Genomic DNA, 15,707 nt, shown 5'->3' with positions numbered 1-15,707 from the left:
GCGCTTCCTTCATCGCAGCAGGTAGGGGATGTCGATGGTGACCGCGTCCACCGGGCACCTGGCCGCGCACGGCCCGCAGTACCAGCACTCGTCCACGTGCATGTACGCCTTGCCGGTCGTCTCGCTGATCGCCAGGGAGTCCAGCGGGCACGCCTCGACGCAGAGGGTGCAGCCGTCGATGCACAGCGCCTCGTCGATCGTCACGGGGACCTCGACGCGCTGGTTGACCAGGGTCATGACCGTTCCTCCTCCGGGGTTCTGCGCAGGTGCCCGCGCATCGTGAGCCGGTCGCCGCGGAAGCGCACGAACTCCAGGTCCACGGGCCTGCCGTCGGCCAGGTGCGTGAGCCGTTCGACCATGAGCAGGGCGGCGCCGCGGGGCGTGCCGAGCGCGGCGGCGGTGTGGGGGTCGGCGTTGACCGCTTCGAGGGTGAGCTCGGCCATGCCGAGGGGCTGCCCGGCGATCCGCTCCAGCAGCACGAAGATGTCGTTGTTGACCAGGTCCGCGGCGAACAGCGGCTCGCCGGCGTCGCGGACGAGATAGGTGAGGTCGAGCGAGAGCGGCAGGCCGTTCAGGCTGCGCAGCCGTTCGAGGTAGACGACCTGCTCGCCGGGGGCGAGGCCGAGCCGCCGGCTCACCGGGGCGGGCGGCTCGATGAGGGTCATCGTGCGGACCTGGTTGACGACCCGGCCGTGCTCGTGGAGGGTCTCGGCCAGGCCCAGCAGGCGGTGCAGGCCGTGCGGGTACTTCTCGGCCGCGACGGTCGTGCCGACGCCGGGACAGCGCTCGACCAGCCCCTCCGCACGCAGCAGGTCGAGCGCCTGGCGCACGGTGTTGCGCGAGGCGCCGAACTCGCGGGCGAGCGCCGCCTCCAGCGGGAGCTGCCCCTGGGGGAAGCTGCCCTGGATGATCTGTCTTCGCAGCAGGTCGGCGACCTGGCGGGCACGATCCGCCCGAGGCCGCCGATCGTCGAGCGCCACCGGTTCCATGCCTTCAACCTAGTTCGCAGGTAGGAAAAAGGGGATAACGGTGAGGTTGCGCCACCCACGCCGGGCCGCGACCCGGCGCTGACCTGCTACGCGACGGGCAGCTGCGCGGGATCCGCCACCCGGACGATCGAGCCGCTGATCTGCTGCGGGTTGCGGATCAGGTTGAGGATCGGGCACACCCGCTCGACCTCGGCGTGCAGCCCGGCCAGCTGCTCGTCGGAGGCGGGCGAGCCGATCAGCACCTCGTAGCGGAAGTTGTGCGGGTACACCGGGACGCCCTGGTCTCCCGGGAGCTGGGCCCTCGGGTCGTACTCGGCGCGGACGTCCACCTCCAGGGAGTCGATCGGCACCTCCAGCTCGGCCGCCTTGATCAGGAAGATGTGCGTCACGCAGCTGCCCAGGACGCCGGCCTGCAGCTCGGGCGAGCCGGGGCCGAGGTCGTAACCGGCGAAGTCGGGGCCGCTGTCGCTGATGATCTGGAAGTCCCTGATCCTGATGCGCCGGATCCCGCTGCGGCCCTCGGCCGTGACGTGGGCGTGCAGCGGCACCGGACCGGCCGCCGGGGCCTCCCGGCGGGCCAGCAGGGCGGCGCGCTTGTGCGACAGGTACTCGCGAAGGGTACTCATGGGTCTTTCTCTCTCGAACGGGGTTCAGCTCAGGGTCACGTGGCCGAGCGGGGTGTCGATGACGGCCCGCAGGGCGGGCTCGGGCCCCTCGGTGACGTCGAGCGTCACGTCGAGGGCGGCCAGGTCGCGGCGGAGCGCGGCGGGGTCGGGATGGACGGCGGCGAAGGAGACCAGGCCGAGCAGCGGCAGGTCCGTGGCGGCCGGGTGGGTGGTCGTCCCCCAGTCGATGAGGAAGGGCACCGGACGGATCGCCGCCGGGTCCTCGCGCCGGGTGAGCCGCCACTCCAGCAGCTCGCCGGACGGGGTGCGCCGGGACAGCGGCTGCACGTCGCCGGGGTCGTAGCCGCGCTCGCGGGCCAGCTCCACGGTCTTGTCCAGGTCCTGCGGATGCACGGCCCAGGCGGCCAGGCGCGGCTCGGTCAGCGTCGCCAGCCCGAACGCCCTCGGCCGCACCTCCGACTCGGGGTCCGGCCCGATGATCTCCAGGTACGCGGTCGGCCCGAAGCGCACCAGGTAGTTCGCGGTGCCGCCGGGATGGCTGCCGCCCCGGACGGGCCGCACGCCGGTGCGCGCGGCGAAGTCCTCGACCCCCGCGAGCAGGTCGGGAACGGCATGGACGAGGTGGTCGAGGTGACGGTCGGTCATCGGTGGTCCTCCGGTTCGCCGAGGGAGAGCATGAGCCGGTTCGCCCAGTTGAAGAAGGCGGCGGCGTGGATGGTGTCGCTGATCGCCAGGTCGTCCAGCCCGGCCGCGCGCAGCGCCGCGATGTGCTCGGGCCCGAACTCCACGGGCGTGGCGGCCAGCGCGACCGAGGCGTCGACGACCGCCCGCCAGGTGCCGTCCTGCGGCGCGTCCACCCCCTCGTCGAGCAGGCGCTGCACGTCCTGCGGGCGCTTGGAGTGGTGGGCGGCGAAGCGGGCGTGCACCGACGCGCAGAACACGCAGCCGTTGCGCCGCGAGGTCGCGGTCGCGGCCAGCTCGCGCTCGGCGCGCGGCAGCCCGCCGTCGGCGTTGTAGAAGATGTCGTTGTCGGTCTTGGTGCGCGCGTGCAGGATCTCGGGGTCGCGGGCCAGCAGCAGGAAGTACGGCGACGACGCCCGCGCCCGGTCCACCAGCGCCTCGTAGTGGGCCTCGGTCAGCTCCTCCGGCGCGAGCGGCGGCAGCCAGGGCCGCCAGCCGAGCTGTTCCTGGGTGAAGCCGGTGCTCACGCCGCCACCTCCGCGTTGAGCAGCCGCAGCCCGCCGACCACCCGGACCTGGAAGGCGAGGAAGGCGACGAGCTGCGACAACGTCACCACGCCCGTCGGGCTCCAGCCCGCCGCGGCCAGCGCCTCCAGGGCCTGCCCGCTCGCCTCGCGGGGCCGGAACACCAGCAGGTGCGCGTGCTCGAACGCGGCGGTGAGCCGGACGCCCAGCTCGTCCGGATTGCGTACCCGGTAGCGCAGGCCCTCGTCGCTCTCGGCGGCCAGCGGCGCGGGGTAGACCCCGTACGGGCCGGTGGTGGCGCCCGCCTCGACCTCGGTCTCGACCGCCTTCAGCAGGCCGGGGGCCAGCTCGGCGAGCCGGTCGGCGTAGAAGCCGGCGACGACGGCGTCACGGTGCAGCCCGGCCACGAAGGCCGCGACGGCGTCGCGTTCGACGAGGGTGACCTCGCCCTCCTCGTCGGGGGTGAAGAGCGCGTCGAAGCCGCGCTGAGCGTGCTCGCGGGCGGCGGGCCGCAGGTCGCGCAGCTTGTCGAGGCGGGAGCCCGGTCTTATTCCGGCCAGGTGGTCGATGACGTCGTTGATCATGTGGAGCTCATTTCGGTGGAGGGGAGCCAGCCGAGCGCGGGTGCGACCTCGGTCGCCAGCAACTCGGTCGAACGCAGGATCAGCGGGTGCGGCGGGTCCACCGAGTGCACCTGGAAGACCAGGTCGGTGACCCGTTCGAGGGTCGGATCGGCGCGCAGGCTGTCGATGACGTCCTGCGGGGTGCCCACGTGCACGTCGAAGGCGGCGATGCGGCTGTCGAGGTCGCCGCCGGGCAGCTCCCACGGCAGCCGGCCGCGCCCGAGCCCCCGCTCGGCCCAGCGCAGCGCCTCGGCGCGGCTGTCGGCCACGAACGCGGTCCGCGAGGCCACGATGCGCGGGACGACGCCCGCGGGCAGGTTCTCGTAGTAGGCGTCCACGATCGGCCGTTGCAGGTCGGCCAGCGTCGCCTGCGGGTCGTCGGCCGGTCGGGGCTGCGTGCGCGAGAGCATGAGCCCGTTGCCCGCCCGTCCGGCGCGCGCTCCTCCGGCGGCCGAGAACGTCGCCTCCCAGATCGCGCCGGGCAGCCGGGGCGCGGGCGGGTAGAGCCGGTTGCCGCCGCCCAAATCCTCCCCCGACCAGGCTCTGAGCAGGATCGACAGGTGCTCGGCGTACAGGGCGGCGCGGTCGCCGCTGTCGTGCCCGAACGGCCCGAACGACGACGGCGTCCCGCCGCTGCCGACCCCGATCTCCAGCCGGCCGCCGGTGAGCAGGTCGAGCACGGCGGCGTCCTCGGCCACCCGCACCGGGTGCTCCAGCGGCAGCGTGATGATGCCGGTGCCGAGCCGGATGCGGCTGGTACGGGCCGCCGCGTGGGCGAGGAACACCAGCGGCGCGGGCAGCCCGCCCTCCTCGCCGTCGAAATGGTGCTGGGCCACCCAGGCGGTGTCGAACCCGAGCGACTCGGCGTGCGCGATCTGCTCGGCGGCCAGCCGGTAGCGCTCCGCCGGGGGCGCCTCGTCCAGGACCCGGGTGAAGAAGCCGAGCCTCATCGCACCGGCTCCGGGATGGCGGCGAGCAGCTCGCGGGTGTAGTCGTCGGCCGGGTCGGTGAAGACCCGCCGGGTGGATCCTGATTCCACGATGCGTCCTTTGTTCATGACGGAGACGGTGTGCGAGATCTGCCGCACCACCGCCAGGTCGTGCGAGATGAAGAGGTAGGTCAGGCCGAGGTCGCGCTGGAGCTGTCCGAGCAGGTCGAGGATCTGCGCCTGGACCGTGACGTCGAGCGCCGAGACGGCCTCGTCGAGCACCAGCACCTCCGGGCCGGCGGCCAGCGCGCGGGCGATGGCCACCCGCTGCCGCTGGCCGCCCGACAGCTCGCGCGGCCTGCGCGACGACACGTCCGCGGGCAGCGCCACCCGGTCGAGGAGCTCCGCGACGCGGGCCCTGCGGGCGGCCCGGTCGCCGAGCCGGAAGTTGCGCAACGGCTCCTCCACGATGTCGGCGACCGCCTGGCGGGGGTCGAGCGACCCGTACGGGTTCTGGTGGACGAGCTGGACGTGACGGCGGAAGCCGCGGCCGTCGGGGGCCCCGGCGACGGTGACCGTGCCCGACGTGGGCTCGGCGAAGCGCACCACCATGCGCGCGGTGGTGGTCTTGCCGGACCCCGACTCCCCGACGAGCGCGTGCGTGGTGCCGCGCGGCACCTCGAACGAGACGCCGTCCACGGCCCGGAAGGCCCGCCGTCCCGACCGGAACTCCTTGACCAGGTCGCGCACCACGATCGCGGGCTCGGCCGCCACCGGCTCGCGGAAGGGGCGGGCCGACAGCGCGGGGGCGTCGTGCAGCAGCCTGCGGGTGTAGTCGGCGCCGGGCGCCGCCAGGACGCCCCTGGTCGGGCCCTGCTCCTCGACGCGGCCGTCCTTCATGACGACCAGCCGGTCCGAGCGGCTCGCGGCCACGCCGAGGTCGTGGGTGACCAGCAGCACGGCGGTGCCGAACTCGGCGCGCAGGTCGTCGACGAGGTCCAGGATGCGCCGCTGCACGGTGACGTCCAGGGCGCTGGTGGGCTCGTCGGCGATGATCAGCCGGGGTTCGAGCGCGACGGCGATGGCGATCAGCACGCGCTGGCGCATGCCGCCGGACAGCTCGTGCGGGTACTGGCGGGCCCGCGTCTCGGGGTCGGGCAGGCCGACGCGGGTGAGCAGTTCGACGACCCGGCGCCGGACGGCGGCCCGGTCGCCGCGTTTGTGGATGCGCAGCACCTCGGCGATCTGCGCCCCGACCGTCTTGACCGGGTCGAGCGAGTTGGACGGGTCCTGCGGGACCAGCCCGATCTGGGCCCCGCGGACGGACTCCATCCGCCGCGGCGACCAGGTCGCCAGGTCGTTCTCCCCCAGCAGGACGCTGCCCCGGTCGAGCGAGGCGTTGCGCGGCAGCAGGCCGATGATCGAGTGCGCGGTCGTGGTCTTGCCGGACCCCGACTCGCCGACGACCGCGACCACCTCACCCGGCTCGACGGTGAAGGAGACGCCGTGGACCGCCGGACGGCCGTCGTAGGAGACCGCGAGGTCGCGGACGTCGAGCAGGCTCACGAGGACTCCTTGGCGATGGACCGGCTGATCCGGCCGGCGGCGAGCACGACCGCGACCACCACGGCCCCGGGCAGCGTGGTCAGCCACCAGGACGTGGCCAGGTAGTTGCGGCCCTCGGCGATGAGCAGGCCCCACTCGGGGGTCGGCGGCTCGGCGCCGTAGCCGAGGAAGCCGAGCGTCGAGATGGCCAGGATGGCCACGCCGAACTGCAGGGCGGCCAGCGCGACGACGGGGCCGAGCGAGTTGGGCAGCACGTGCCGCCACAACACGGCGGTGAACCGGCCGCCGCTGCCGAACGCGGCCTCGACGTAGTCGGTGCGGCGCACCCGGACGACCTCCGACCGCGACAGCCGGGCGAACGCGGCGACCGAGCCGACGCCGACCGCGACGGCCACGTGCACCGTCCCCGGGCCGAGCAGGATGATCACGACCAGGGCCAGGAGCAGGCCGGGGACCGACAGCAGCACGTCCACGACCCGCATGACGGCGGCGTCGGGCACCCCGCCGAGCGAGCCGGCCAGCAGCCCGAGCAGCGTGCCGAGCAGCAGGCCGACCGCGACGGCGACGAACGCCCCCGACAACGAGTGCACGGACCCGTGCACCACCCGCGCGAACACGTCCCGCCCGACGGCGTCGGTGCCGAACAGGTGCTGCCCGCTCGGCGCCTGGAGCTTCTCGACCGGCACGCCGGCGATCGGGTCGTACCCGGTGAACAGCCCCGGGACGACCGCCCACAGCAGCGCCACGGCGATCACCGTCCAGGACAGGATCAGGCCCGCCCTCACGACGCCGCCTTCAGCCGCGGGTCGAGCACCGGGAACAACACGTCCACCACCAAGTTGACCAGGACGAACACCGCCGCGGCGAGCACCACGACGGCCAGCATCACCGGCGTGTCCTGGGCGGTCACGGCCTGCTCGGTGAGCCGGCCGATGCCGTTGCGGCCGAAGACGGTCTCCGTCACGACCGAGCCCGCGATCAGCTCGCCGAACGTCAGGCCCGCCACGGTCAGCGTCGGCAGGACGGCGTTGCGCGCCACGTGCCGCCACAGGATCCACCAGCGGGTGGCGCCCTTGGCCGCGATCACCGGCACGAACGGCTGCGCGTACACCTGGTCGATGCCGCGCGCCAGCACCTGCGCGATGGGCGCCGAAATCGGCACGGCCAGCGTCAGCACCGGCAGGACGAGCTGCTGCAGCTCGCCGCCACCGATGACCGGCACCAGCCGCAGCCGGAAGGAGAAGACCTGGATCAGCAGGATCCCCAGCCAGAACGCCGGGACCGAGATGAACAGCGACGGCACCGACAGCAGCGCCCCGCGCAGCCACGACGTCCTGCTGTAGCTCGCCACGAACGCGATCACCACGGCGAGCAGCACCGCCAGCGCGAACGCCGCCGAGGCCAGCCGGGCCGTCTCGGGCAACGCCTCGCCCAGGCGCTCGACCACCGGGGTGCCGGTGTCGATCGAGTAGCCGAAGCCGCCGGTCAGGAAGCCGGTCAGGGTGCGCAGGTACTCGCCGATCGGCGAGCCGCCGCTGTAGTACGCCCGGATGTCGGCGATCTGCTGCGGCGACAGGCCGAGCTCGGGGTTCTGGAACTTGATCAGGATCGAGTCGCCGGGCAGCAGTTGCAGCAGCACGTAGCTCGCGGTGAAGGCGGCCCACAGCACGAGCACCGCCTGCCCGGCCCGCGTCAGGAGATACCTGGTCATTGCTGGGACTTCCAGGCCGAGTAGAACCACGGCCGGGCGACCGCCTCGAAGGCCACGCCCTTGACGTACGGCGCGCCGCCGTACACCTGGGGCTCCTCGAACAGGGGGATGGCGTAGCCCTGCTCGATCACGTACCGCTGGATCTCGGCGACCTTGGCGTTGCGCCTGGCGTTGTCGGGCTCGGCGGACTCCTCCTCCAGCAGGGTGTCGAGCTTCTTGTCCTTGGACAGGATGACGTCGCGGTTCTGGCTGTGGAAGTGGCTCTTGATGACGTCCTGGTCGGCGCGGCCGACCATGCTGTGCGCGACGGCGGTCTTCTCGGCGTCCTTGATGTCCACGGCCTGGGTGCCGGCGTCGGCGGGACGGATCTCCAGCTGCACGCCGAGCTTGGCCCACTGCTGGCCGACGAGTTCGAGCGTCTGCTTGGACAGCGGCTGCGGGCCGGCGACGAAGACGCCCAGCCGCAGCTTGACGCCGTCCTTCTCGCGCACGCCGTCGGCGCCCTTGGTCCAGCCGGCCTTGTCGAGCAGCTGGTTCGCCCTGGCGGGGTCGTAGGTCAGGTCCTTGGACAGGTCGAGGTAGCCCTGGGCGAGGTGGCTGAGCACGGAGGTGGCCCGCGGGTAGCTCGCGGTGAACAGGGTGTCGACGACCTCCTTGACGTCGGTGCCCGCCTGCAGCGCCTTGCGCACGTCGAGGTCCTTCAGGATGCTGTTGGACGGCCGCAGGTACAGGCCGTTGTTCACGCCCCTGGTCGGCTCGGCGTAGATCTGGAAGCCGGCGTCCTTGACGGTCTTCTCGTCGTACGCCTGGACGTAGCGCACGAAGTCGGCCTGGCCGGAGGTCAGCGCACCGACCCGGACGTTGTCCTCGGGCGTCACGATGATCTTGATCTCGTCCAGGTACGCCCGCCCCTGGTGCTTCGACGACGGCGGCGCCCAGTCGTAGTCCTTGCGCGCGGCCAGGTCCACCTCCTTGTCGACGATCTGCTTCTTCAGCGTGAAGGGGCCCGAGCCGACGATGTTCTTCAGCTGGCACTGCTGCTCGTACGGCAGCGCGATGGTCTTCTTCGACACCAGCCCGGCCCCGATGACCGAGGTGCCCTGGAGGAAGCCGGGAGAGGGCTTCTTGAAGTGGAACTTCACGGTCAGCGGGTCGACGACCTCGCTGCGCTCGTAGTTGTTGACGAACTCGGCGACCGGCAGCTTGAGCTCGGTGTTCCCGAGGCCGTACACGTCGAAGTTGGCGGCGACGGCGGCGGCGTCGAGCGGGCTGCCGTCGCTGAAGGTCACGCCCTGGCGCAGGTGGAAGGTGTATTCGGTGGCGTCGTCGGTCACCTCCCACTTGGTGGCGATCCAGGGCTCGATCTCCAGGGTCTGCGGGTTCTGCCAGGTCAGCTTGTCGGTGATCTGGTGGAGGATGCCGCCGTTGGGATAGAAGCCGGCGGCCGGCAGGTAGAGGCAGGTGGGCGGCTGGTGCTCCAGGTAGGTCAGCGTGCCGCCGTAGACCGGCTGACCGCTGGACGGCGCCGCGCCGGCAGCACCCCCTTGACCACCACAGGCGCCGAGGAGCCCAACGACGGCGAGCATGACGGCTGCGGTGCGCAGGCTGGATGAGGACATGGGGGTACTGCCTTTCAGACAAAACATACCTAAAAAGTAGGAAAAGGCTACAGCATGCGCGCGACCGAAACCACCAGGGGTTTCGGTCCGGGCGTCAGAGGCGTTTCCGGGTCACGGGCGCGCCCAGGCTTCGGCGAGCAGTTCGTAGGAGCGCACGCGGTCGGCGGGGTCGTGGGTGATGGTGGTGACCAGCAGCTCGTCGGCCCCGGTGACCCGGCGCAGCACGCGCAGCCGCTCGGCCACGGCCTGCGGCGTGCCGACGAACCGGGTGTCGATCCGGTCCTTGACCAGCTCGCGGTCGGCCTCGGACCAGACGTGCCGGGCCGCCTCCCGCGGCGTCGGGTACGGCATCGCGCCCGCCCCCGTCCTGATGCTGCGCACCCACAACCCGTACGGCGAGGCCAGCTCGCGCGCCCTGGCCTCGTCCTCGGCCACCACCGCGTCGGCCGACACGATCACGTACGGCTCGGCCAGCTCGTCCGACGGCTTGAACGCCTCGCGGTACGCCTCCACGGCCTCCAGCACACTGGATGGGCTGACGTGGTAGTTGGCCGCGAACGGCAACCCGCGCTCCCCCGCGACCCGGGCGCTCTGCCCGCCGCTGCTGCCCAGGATCCACACCTGGACGTCGGCCCCCTCGCCGGGCGTCACGTGCGCCTCGTGGGTCCCGTCGAGCAGGGCCAGCACCTCGTCGATCTGGTCGGCGAAGTCGGGCGTCACCGCTCCGGGCTGCTGGAGCAGGCTCGCCTGGAAGGCCAGACGGGGGATCTTCGCCAGCCGCGACCAGTCGAAGGGCGGCGGGATGAGCAGCCCGTCCACCACCCTGGCCTCCTTGCTCGCGGGACGTGCGGGAGCCGGCTCGGCCCCGCGCCGCCCCGAGCGCCCGATCCCCAGATCGAGCCGGCCCGGATGCAGCGCGTCGATGATCCCGAACTCCTCGACCACGGACACCGGCGTCCGGTGGCCGAGCTGCACGGCTCCCGAGCCGACCCTGATCGTCGAGGTGGCCGCCGCCACCAGGCCGATCAGCACGGCGGGGGCCGAGCCGGCCACGCCCGGGGCGAAGTGGTGCTCGGCCAGCCAGTAGCGGGCGTAGCCGAGCTGCTCCGCGCGGCGGGCGAGCTCGATCGTGTCGCGTAACGCCTGGCCCGCGGTGCCGCCCGAGCTGATGGGGGCCAGGTCGAGGATGGACAGGCTCATGACGCGCTCCTCGGGAACGGGCGGCTGGGGATCTCCGCGCGCAGCGCCGGCGCGATCTCGGCCTGGAACAGCTCCAGCGTCTCCCGGTGCTGCCCGGGCGTCAGGCCGTCGGCGTCGGCGGGCAGGTGCATGACCTCGTGCCCGAACCGCTTGTGGTAGCGCAGCACCTTGTCGATGATCTGCTGCGGGCTGCCGACCAGGATCGACCCGCGCTCGATGGCGTCCTCCAGGGTGGGGAAGACCGGCTGCACGCCGGCCCGCCGGAACGTCTCCAGACGGGCCTGGAAGATCGGCCGGTATTCGGCGAGGGCCCGCTGCGAGGTGCGGGCCGCGTAGTAGCCCGCGCTGCCCGCCCCGACCAGGGCGTCGGCGGGGTCGTGGCCGTGGTGCGCCCAGCGTTCGCGGTAGTGGTCGATCAGCTCGGCGTAGGGCTCGATGGGGTTGGTGACGTTGGCCGAGAACAGCGGGTCGCCGTGCCGGGCGGCCAGCTCGACCGACTCCTTGCTGGTCGCGCTGCCGTGCCAGACCCTGATCGGCCGTTGCAGCGGGCGCGGCCAGGTCTCGGCGCCGGTCAGCGCGGGGCGGAAGCGGCCCTGCCAGGTGACCCGGTCCTCCCGCCACAGGCGGCGGAACAGCTCGTACGACTCGCGGTTGCGCTCCCACTGGTCCGCGGCGGTGACGTGGAAGAGCCTGGCCTGCGCCGCGCCGTTGCCCTTGCCGACGATCAGTTCGAGCCGGCCGCCGGACAGGTGGTCGAGCGTGGCGTAGTCCTCGTAGGCGCGGACCGGGTCGAGCAGGCTCAGCGTGGTGACCGCGGTGAACAGCCTGATCCTGGACGTCCTGGCGGCGATGTGGCTGAGCACGACCGGGGGCGAGGAGGAGATGAAGGGCCGCTCGTGCCGCTCGCCCACGCCGTAGCCGTCGAAGCCCAGTTCCTCGAAGAGCACGGCGTTCCCGACGACCTCGCGGAATCGTTCCGTGGGTGACCGGCCGTCGTTGTGGACGATCAATGTGATGCCCAGAAATTTCATGACACCTCCGCGTACCTGCTCGCCGGGCGCGGCAGGCCGAGCAGCCCGCGTAACGTCCGGGCCTCGTACCCGCTCCTGAAGGCCCCGCGCCCGCGCAGCTCGGCCGTCAGCTCCCGGCTGATCCGCTCCAGGTCGTACGGCACCGCCCCCGGCCGCAGCCGGAAGCCCTCGATCCCGGCCCGCCGCCACTCCAGCAGCAGGCCGGCCAGCTCCCCGACGCCGCCGGCGAAGATCGCCGCGTCGGAGGTCAGTTCGGCCCCGTCCAGCTCGTCGAGCCGCGCCTTGCGCCGGGCCGCGTCCGGGCCCAGGAAGACGAGCAGGTCGGCGAAGATCCGCAGGTCGCCGGAGAGCCCCCGGACCTCCTCGACGATCTCCCGCGCGTGCTCGGCCGAGTGCGGCGTGACGAAGACGACGTCGGCGCCGCCGGCCGCGAACTCGTACGGCAGCCGCGCGTGGGCCAGCGCGGCCACCACCGGCTGTCCCTGCGGCGACCTGGGCGTGATGGACGGCCCCCGCACCGAGAAGAAGCCGCCCTCGAAGTCGATGTGGTGGAGTCTGCCGCGGTCGACGAACCGGCCGGTGGCCACGTCCCTGATCTCGGCGTCGTCCTCCCAGCTGTCCCAGAGCCGCCGGGCCACCTCCACGGCGTCGGCGGCCTCGGCGAACAGGGCGCGGACGTGCGGGTCGGCCGACAGGTCCACCCCGCCGGGCCGGTTCAGCACCAGGTCGAGCGGGGCGAACCGGCGCCGGCCGAAGTGGGCCGCCTCGCTCGCCCGCGCCGAGACCTGCGGCCGCCAGCCGGCCCGGCCGCCGCTGACGTGGTCGAGGGTGGCGATGCCGATGGCCACGTGGAACGGCTCGGTGTGCGTGGTGGTGGCCGTCGGCACCAGGCCGATCCGGGTGGTCAGCGGCGCCAGCCGGGCCGCGAGCAGCACCGCGTCGAACCGGCCGCGTACCTGGTCGATGCGGTCGTCGGGGCCGTCGGGCCGGGTGGACTGCAGGCCCAGGGCGTCCTCGATGGTGACGAAGTCGAGCAGCCCGCGCTCGGCCTCGGCGACCAGCCCCGCCCAGTGGCCGGCCGAGAAGAGCCGCGGGGCGGGGGCCGCGCGCCAGGCGGCGGGGTGCCAGCCGGCGCCGTCCAGCGCCACGGCCAGGTGCAGCGTCATGACAGCTCCAGGTGGTCGCGCAGGGTGGTCCCGGTGTACTCGGCGCGGAAGACGCCGCGTTCGCGCAGCGCCGGCACCACCCGGTCGACGAACTCGTCCAGCCCGCCGGGGGTCAGGTGCGGGACGAGGATGAAGCCGTCGGCCGCGCCGGCCTGCACGTGCTCGTCCATCTGCCGGGCCACGCCCTCGGGGGTGCCGACGAACGTCTGCCGCCCGGTGACCTCGATCACCAGCTCGCGGATGCTCAGCCCCTTCTCCGCGGCCAGCGCCCGCCATTTGGCCGCCACCTCGGCGCGGTCCTTGATCGGCACCCGTCCCTGGGAGACGCCTTGGGACAGGTCCGGCTCGACGTCGGGGAACGGTCCATCTGGATCGAAGGCCGACATGTCGCGCCCCCACACCTGCTCCAGGAACGCGATCGCGGTCTGCGGCCCGACCTGCTGCCGCCGGATCCGGGCCGCGTTCTCGGCGGCCTCCTCCTCGGTGTCGCCCAGCGCGAACGTCACGCCGGGCATGATCTTGAGCTGGTGGGGCTCGCGGCCGTACCGGGCCAGGCGGCCCTTGACGTCGGCGTAGAAACGTCTGCCGTCCTCCAGCCTGCCGTGCGGGGTGAAGACCACGTCGGCGTGGGCGGCGGCGAACTCGCGGCCGTCGTCGGAGTCGCCGGCCTGGATGATCACCGGGTGTCCCTGCGGGGAGCGCGGCAGCGTGAACCGGCCCTCGACGGTGAAGTGCCTGCCCCGGTGGCTGACCGTGCCGATCGCGCCCTCCCGCAGGAAGCGGCCCGCGCCCTGGTCGGCGAGCACGGCGTCCGGCTGCCAGGAGTCCCACAACTCGCGCGACAGCCGGACGAACTCCTCGGCCCGCCGGTACCGGTCGGCGGGGTCGAGGAAGCCGCCACGGCGGAAGTTCTCGCCGGTGAAGGCGTCGGAGGTGGTCACCACGTTCCAGCCGGCCCGGCCCTCGCTCAGGTGGTCGAGCGTGGACAGCCGCCTGGCCAGCTCGTACGGCTCGTTGAAGGTGGCGTTGACCGTGCCCGCGAGCCCGAGCCGCGAGGTCACGGCGGCCAGGGCGCTGAGCACGGTCAGCGCCTCGGGCCTGCCGGCCACGTCCAGGTCGTGGATGCGGCCCTTGAGCTCGCGCAGCCGCAACCCCTCGGCCAGGAAGAAGAAGTCGAACGTGCCGCGCTCGGCCGTCCTGGCGAGGTGGACGAACGAGGCGAAGTCGATCTGGCTGCCCGACCGGGGGTCGGCCCACACGGTGGTGTTGTTCACGCCGGGGAAGTGCGCGGCGAGGTGCACCTGCCTCCTGCGCGTCACCGGCCCCGCCCGTGCGGCGTGTCCCAGGCGGCGGGCAGGCCCTCGATGGTCTCGCCGAACGCCGGGCGCTGGTAGAGGTCGCGGGCGTAGCCCCAGAGGTGCTCGAAGTCGGGCAGCTCGCGCTCGCTGATGAGGTGCTCGCGGTTGTGCAGCGCGTCGAACCTGGCCAGCGTCACCCACAGCCGCACGTCCGCCTCGGTGATCGTGTCGCCGGTCAGGAAGCGCCGCTCGGCCAGGCGTTCGTCCAGGCGCTCCAGGGCCGAGACGACGCGGTGGCGCTCGTTCTCGCGGGCGGCCTCGGTGCCGGCGGGGGCCACCCGCGTGACGCCGGTGTTGATGTCGTGGTGGATCCACGCGTTCAGCTTGTCGATCTCGGCGCGCAGGTGCTCGGGGTAGAGGTCGACCGAGGTGTCGGCCCACTTCTCGAACTGGGTGGCCAGGTCGATCGTGATGTCGGGGAAGTTGTTGCTGACGATCCTGCGCCGCACCCTGTCCCAGAGCACGGGCACCGAGATGTGGCCCGGGTAGCCCTTCTCGGTGGCGTCGTAGGCCTGCTCCAGGAAGGCGAACCCGTTGACCGGGTCCGGGCCCCTGCGCTCCCTGAAGGCCCAGCCCCGGCCGTCGCGCTCGTCGTCCACGTACGACAGCGAGACGACGTCCTCCAGGCGCTTGAGCTTGCGGACGATCGCGACGCGCTGGGCGTAGGGGCAGGTCCAGGCGGCGTAGAGGTGGTAGCGGCCGGGCTCGGCACGGTAGCCGCTGGTCCCGTCGGCGGTGACGCGGTCCTGGAAGGGGTAGACCGGGCGGTCCCAGCCGGCCGACAGGTGCAGGCGGCCGGGGCCGTAGCGGCCGTAGGCGATCCGGTCGAGCGGGCCTGCGTAGACCGGTGTGCCGGTGGTGGCGGTCACAGGTTCTCCTGGTGGGGTAGGAAGCGGCCGAACCGGCCCTGGTGGTAGAGCAGCGGGCGGCCGGCGTTGTGCGTGGCCGCCTCGGCCACCAGGCCGACGACCAGCACGTGGTCGCCGACCTCGACGGTCTCGTACGGCAGGCAGATCAGGTGGGCGGAGACGTCCTGGAGCAGCGGCGCGCCCAGCGGCCCCGCCCGCCACCGCGTGGGCGCGGCGAACCTGTCCACCCCCTTGCGCGCGAACCGCGCCGCCAGCTCGGCCTGGTCGCTGGCCAGGATGTTGACCGCGAAGTGGTCGGCCCCCTGCAACCACGGCCAGGTGGTGGAGGACTGGTCCACGTAGAAGGAGACGAGCGGCGGGTCGAGGCTGACCGAGGAGAACGAGGTGGCGGTGAGCCCCACGGGGATGCCCTCGCTCTGCGCGGTGATCACCACCACTCCGCTGGCGTGCACGGCGAGCGCCTGGCGGAACACGTCGGCGCCGACGGCCTGCTGGTCGGGCAGGGTGTCGGTCATGCGCCGGCCTCCGCTCGGTACGGGCGGACGGGTCTGATTGCGATCACGGAAAGGCTCCTCACGGGAGAGAGGGCGTGCTCACGCCGCTCCCGGCGGCCGGGCCGGGAGCGCCGGGAAGGGGGCACGGAGGGGTTCGTCAGCGGAGGCGTGGACGGCGTCGGCCACGCTGGAGCGCTCAGGGGAAGGCGGGCGGCTGCTGGTCCGTGATCAACGACACTGGGCGCTGGCGACGTGGCCGAAGTCCACGTGCGGGCGCCTGGTCAGGAGAGTGCCCTGGCTCATGCCAACGACGCTAGGCCGC

17 protein-coding genes are annotated in these 15,707 nt (G+C 72.9%); all 17 read right to left on the bottom strand.

The window, feature by feature from the left end:
* Nucleotides 1-9 precede the first annotated feature (9 nt).
* Nucleotides 10-237 (bottom strand): 4Fe-4S dicluster domain-containing protein, encoded by a 228-nt coding sequence (locus ABZ444_RS01045; RefSeq protein WP_357990855.1) that lies wholly within the window; start codon nt 235-237, stop codon nt 10-12.
* Entirely contained in the window at nt 234-989 is a 756-nt protein-coding gene (locus ABZ444_RS01040) for a GntR family transcriptional regulator (RefSeq protein ID WP_357970581.1), read from the bottom strand. The genes ABZ444_RS01045 and ABZ444_RS01040 overlap by 4 nt, the downstream gene beginning before the upstream one ends.
* 86 nt (nt 990-1,075) lie before the next feature.
* Nucleotides 1,076-1,615 (bottom strand): OsmC family protein, encoded by a 540-nt coding sequence (locus ABZ444_RS01035; protein ID WP_357970580.1) that lies wholly within the window; start codon nt 1,613-1,615, stop codon nt 1,076-1,078.
* Nucleotides 1,616-1,639: 24 nt separating this feature from the next.
* Nucleotides 1,640-2,260 (bottom strand): VOC family protein, encoded by a 621-nt coding sequence (locus ABZ444_RS01030; RefSeq protein ID WP_357990852.1) that lies wholly within the window; start codon nt 2,258-2,260, stop codon nt 1,640-1,642.
* A complete protein-coding gene (locus ABZ444_RS01025; protein ID WP_357990849.1) occupies nt 2,257-2,823 on the bottom strand; it encodes an alkylhydroperoxidase domain protein in 567 nt (188 codons plus the stop codon). Before ABZ444_RS01025 ends, ABZ444_RS01030 begins: the two co-directional genes overlap by 4 nt.
* Nucleotides 2,820-3,404, bottom strand: a complete 585-nt coding sequence (locus tag ABZ444_RS01020; protein WP_357990846.1) for a CMD domain protein — start codon at nt 3,402-3,404, stop codon at nt 2,820-2,822. Before ABZ444_RS01020 ends, ABZ444_RS01025 begins: the two co-directional genes overlap by 4 nt.
* Nucleotides 3,401-4,393: a putative FMN-dependent luciferase-like monooxygenase gene (locus tag ABZ444_RS01015; RefSeq protein WP_357990843.1), complete on the bottom strand. Its 993-nt coding sequence runs from the start codon at nt 4,391-4,393 to the stop codon at nt 3,401-3,403. Before ABZ444_RS01015 ends, ABZ444_RS01020 begins: the two co-directional genes overlap by 4 nt.
* Nucleotides 4,390-5,937, bottom strand: coding sequence for an ABC transporter ATP-binding protein (locus ABZ444_RS01010; protein WP_357990840.1), 1,548 nt, complete (start codon nt 5,935-5,937; stop codon nt 4,390-4,392). The genes ABZ444_RS01015 and ABZ444_RS01010 overlap by 4 nt, the downstream gene beginning before the upstream one ends.
* Nucleotides 5,934-6,722 (bottom strand): ABC transporter permease, encoded by a 789-nt coding sequence (locus ABZ444_RS01005; protein ID WP_357990837.1) that lies wholly within the window; start codon nt 6,720-6,722, stop codon nt 5,934-5,936. Before ABZ444_RS01005 ends, ABZ444_RS01010 begins: the two co-directional genes overlap by 4 nt.
* A complete protein-coding gene (locus ABZ444_RS01000; protein ID WP_357970566.1) occupies nt 6,719-7,648 on the bottom strand; it encodes an ABC transporter permease in 930 nt (309 codons plus the stop codon). The genes ABZ444_RS01005 and ABZ444_RS01000 overlap by 4 nt, the downstream gene beginning before the upstream one ends.
* Nucleotides 7,645-9,267 (bottom strand): TIGR04028 family ABC transporter substrate-binding protein, encoded by a 1,623-nt coding sequence (locus tag ABZ444_RS00995; protein ID WP_357990834.1) that lies wholly within the window; start codon nt 9,265-9,267, stop codon nt 7,645-7,647. Before ABZ444_RS00995 ends, ABZ444_RS01000 begins: the two co-directional genes overlap by 4 nt.
* Nucleotides 9,268-9,378: 111 nt before the next feature.
* Nucleotides 9,379-10,467 carry an LLM class flavin-dependent oxidoreductase gene (locus ABZ444_RS00990; protein ID WP_357990831.1) on the bottom strand — a complete coding sequence of 363 codons (1,089 nt, stop codon included), beginning with the start codon at nt 10,465-10,467 and terminating at the stop codon, nt 9,379-9,381.
* Nucleotides 10,464-11,498 (bottom strand): LLM class flavin-dependent oxidoreductase, encoded by a 1,035-nt coding sequence (locus tag ABZ444_RS00985; RefSeq protein WP_357990828.1) that lies wholly within the window; start codon nt 11,496-11,498, stop codon nt 10,464-10,466. Before ABZ444_RS00985 ends, ABZ444_RS00990 begins: the two co-directional genes overlap by 4 nt.
* A complete protein-coding gene (locus ABZ444_RS00980) occupies nt 11,495-12,664 on the bottom strand; it encodes an LLM class flavin-dependent oxidoreductase (protein ID WP_357990825.1) in 1,170 nt (389 codons plus the stop codon). Before ABZ444_RS00980 ends, ABZ444_RS00985 begins: the two co-directional genes overlap by 4 nt.
* Nucleotides 12,661-13,983 (bottom strand): NtaA/DmoA family FMN-dependent monooxygenase, encoded by a 1,323-nt coding sequence (locus tag ABZ444_RS00975; protein WP_357990822.1) that lies wholly within the window; start codon nt 13,981-13,983, stop codon nt 12,661-12,663. The genes ABZ444_RS00980 and ABZ444_RS00975 overlap by 4 nt, the downstream gene beginning before the upstream one ends.
* Nucleotides 13,980-14,891, bottom strand: a complete 912-nt coding sequence (locus ABZ444_RS00970) for a glutathione S-transferase C-terminal domain-containing protein (RefSeq protein WP_357990819.1) — start codon at nt 14,889-14,891, stop codon at nt 13,980-13,982. Before ABZ444_RS00970 ends, ABZ444_RS00975 begins: the two co-directional genes overlap by 4 nt.
* A complete protein-coding gene (locus tag ABZ444_RS00965) occupies nt 14,888-15,406 on the bottom strand; it encodes a flavin reductase family protein (RefSeq protein ID WP_357990816.1) in 519 nt (172 codons plus the stop codon). The genes ABZ444_RS00970 and ABZ444_RS00965 overlap by 4 nt, the downstream gene beginning before the upstream one ends.
* Nucleotides 15,407-15,707 lie beyond the last annotated feature (301 nt).

The sequence above is a fragment of the Nonomuraea sp. NPDC005730 genome, assembly GCF_040630865.1.
Classification (GTDB): Bacteria; Actinomycetota; Actinomycetes; order Streptosporangiales; family Streptosporangiaceae; genus Nonomuraea.
Note: the sequence above shows the minus strand (reverse complement) of the source record. Positions and strands in the feature narration are given on the sequence as shown.

Excerpts from the sequence above, each read along its gene's own strand:
- ABZ444_RS00965 (WP_357990816.1), bottom strand. The coding sequence starts at position 15,406 with ATGACCGACACCCTGCCCGACCAGCAGGCCGTCGGCGCCGACGTGTTC.
- ABZ444_RS00995 (WP_357990834.1), bottom strand. The coding sequence starts at position 9,267 with ATGTCCTCATCCAGCCTGCGCACCGCAGCCGTCATGCTCGCCGTCGTT.
- ABZ444_RS01000 (WP_357970566.1), bottom strand. The coding sequence starts at position 7,648 with ATGACCAGGTATCTCCTGACGCGGGCCGGGCAGGCGGTGCTCGTGCTG.
- ABZ444_RS00985 (WP_357990828.1), bottom strand. The coding sequence starts at position 11,498 with ATGAAATTTCTGGGCATCACATTGATCGTCCACAACGACGGCCGGTCA.
- ABZ444_RS00990 (WP_357990831.1), bottom strand. The coding sequence starts at position 10,467 with ATGAGCCTGTCCATCCTCGACCTGGCCCCCATCAGCTCGGGCGGCACC.
- ABZ444_RS01015 (WP_357990843.1), bottom strand. The coding sequence starts at position 4,393 with ATGAGGCTCGGCTTCTTCACCCGGGTCCTGGACGAGGCGCCCCCGGCG.
- ABZ444_RS01040 (WP_357970581.1), bottom strand. The coding sequence starts at position 989 with ATGGAACCGGTGGCGCTCGACGATCGGCGGCCTCGGGCGGATCGTGCC.
- ABZ444_RS01035 (WP_357970580.1), bottom strand. The coding sequence starts at position 1,615 with ATGAGTACCCTTCGCGAGTACCTGTCGCACAAGCGCGCCGCCCTGCTG.
- ABZ444_RS01030 (WP_357990852.1), bottom strand. The coding sequence starts at position 2,260 with ATGACCGACCGTCACCTCGACCACCTCGTCCATGCCGTTCCCGACCTG.
- ABZ444_RS01020 (WP_357990846.1), bottom strand. The coding sequence starts at position 3,404 with ATGATCAACGACGTCATCGACCACCTGGCCGGAATAAGACCGGGCTCC.
- ABZ444_RS00980 (WP_357990825.1), bottom strand. The coding sequence starts at position 12,664 with ATGACGCTGCACCTGGCCGTGGCGCTGGACGGCGCCGGCTGGCACCCC.
- ABZ444_RS01045 (WP_357990855.1), bottom strand. The coding sequence starts at position 237 with ATGACCCTGGTCAACCAGCGCGTCGAGGTCCCCGTGACGATCGACGAG.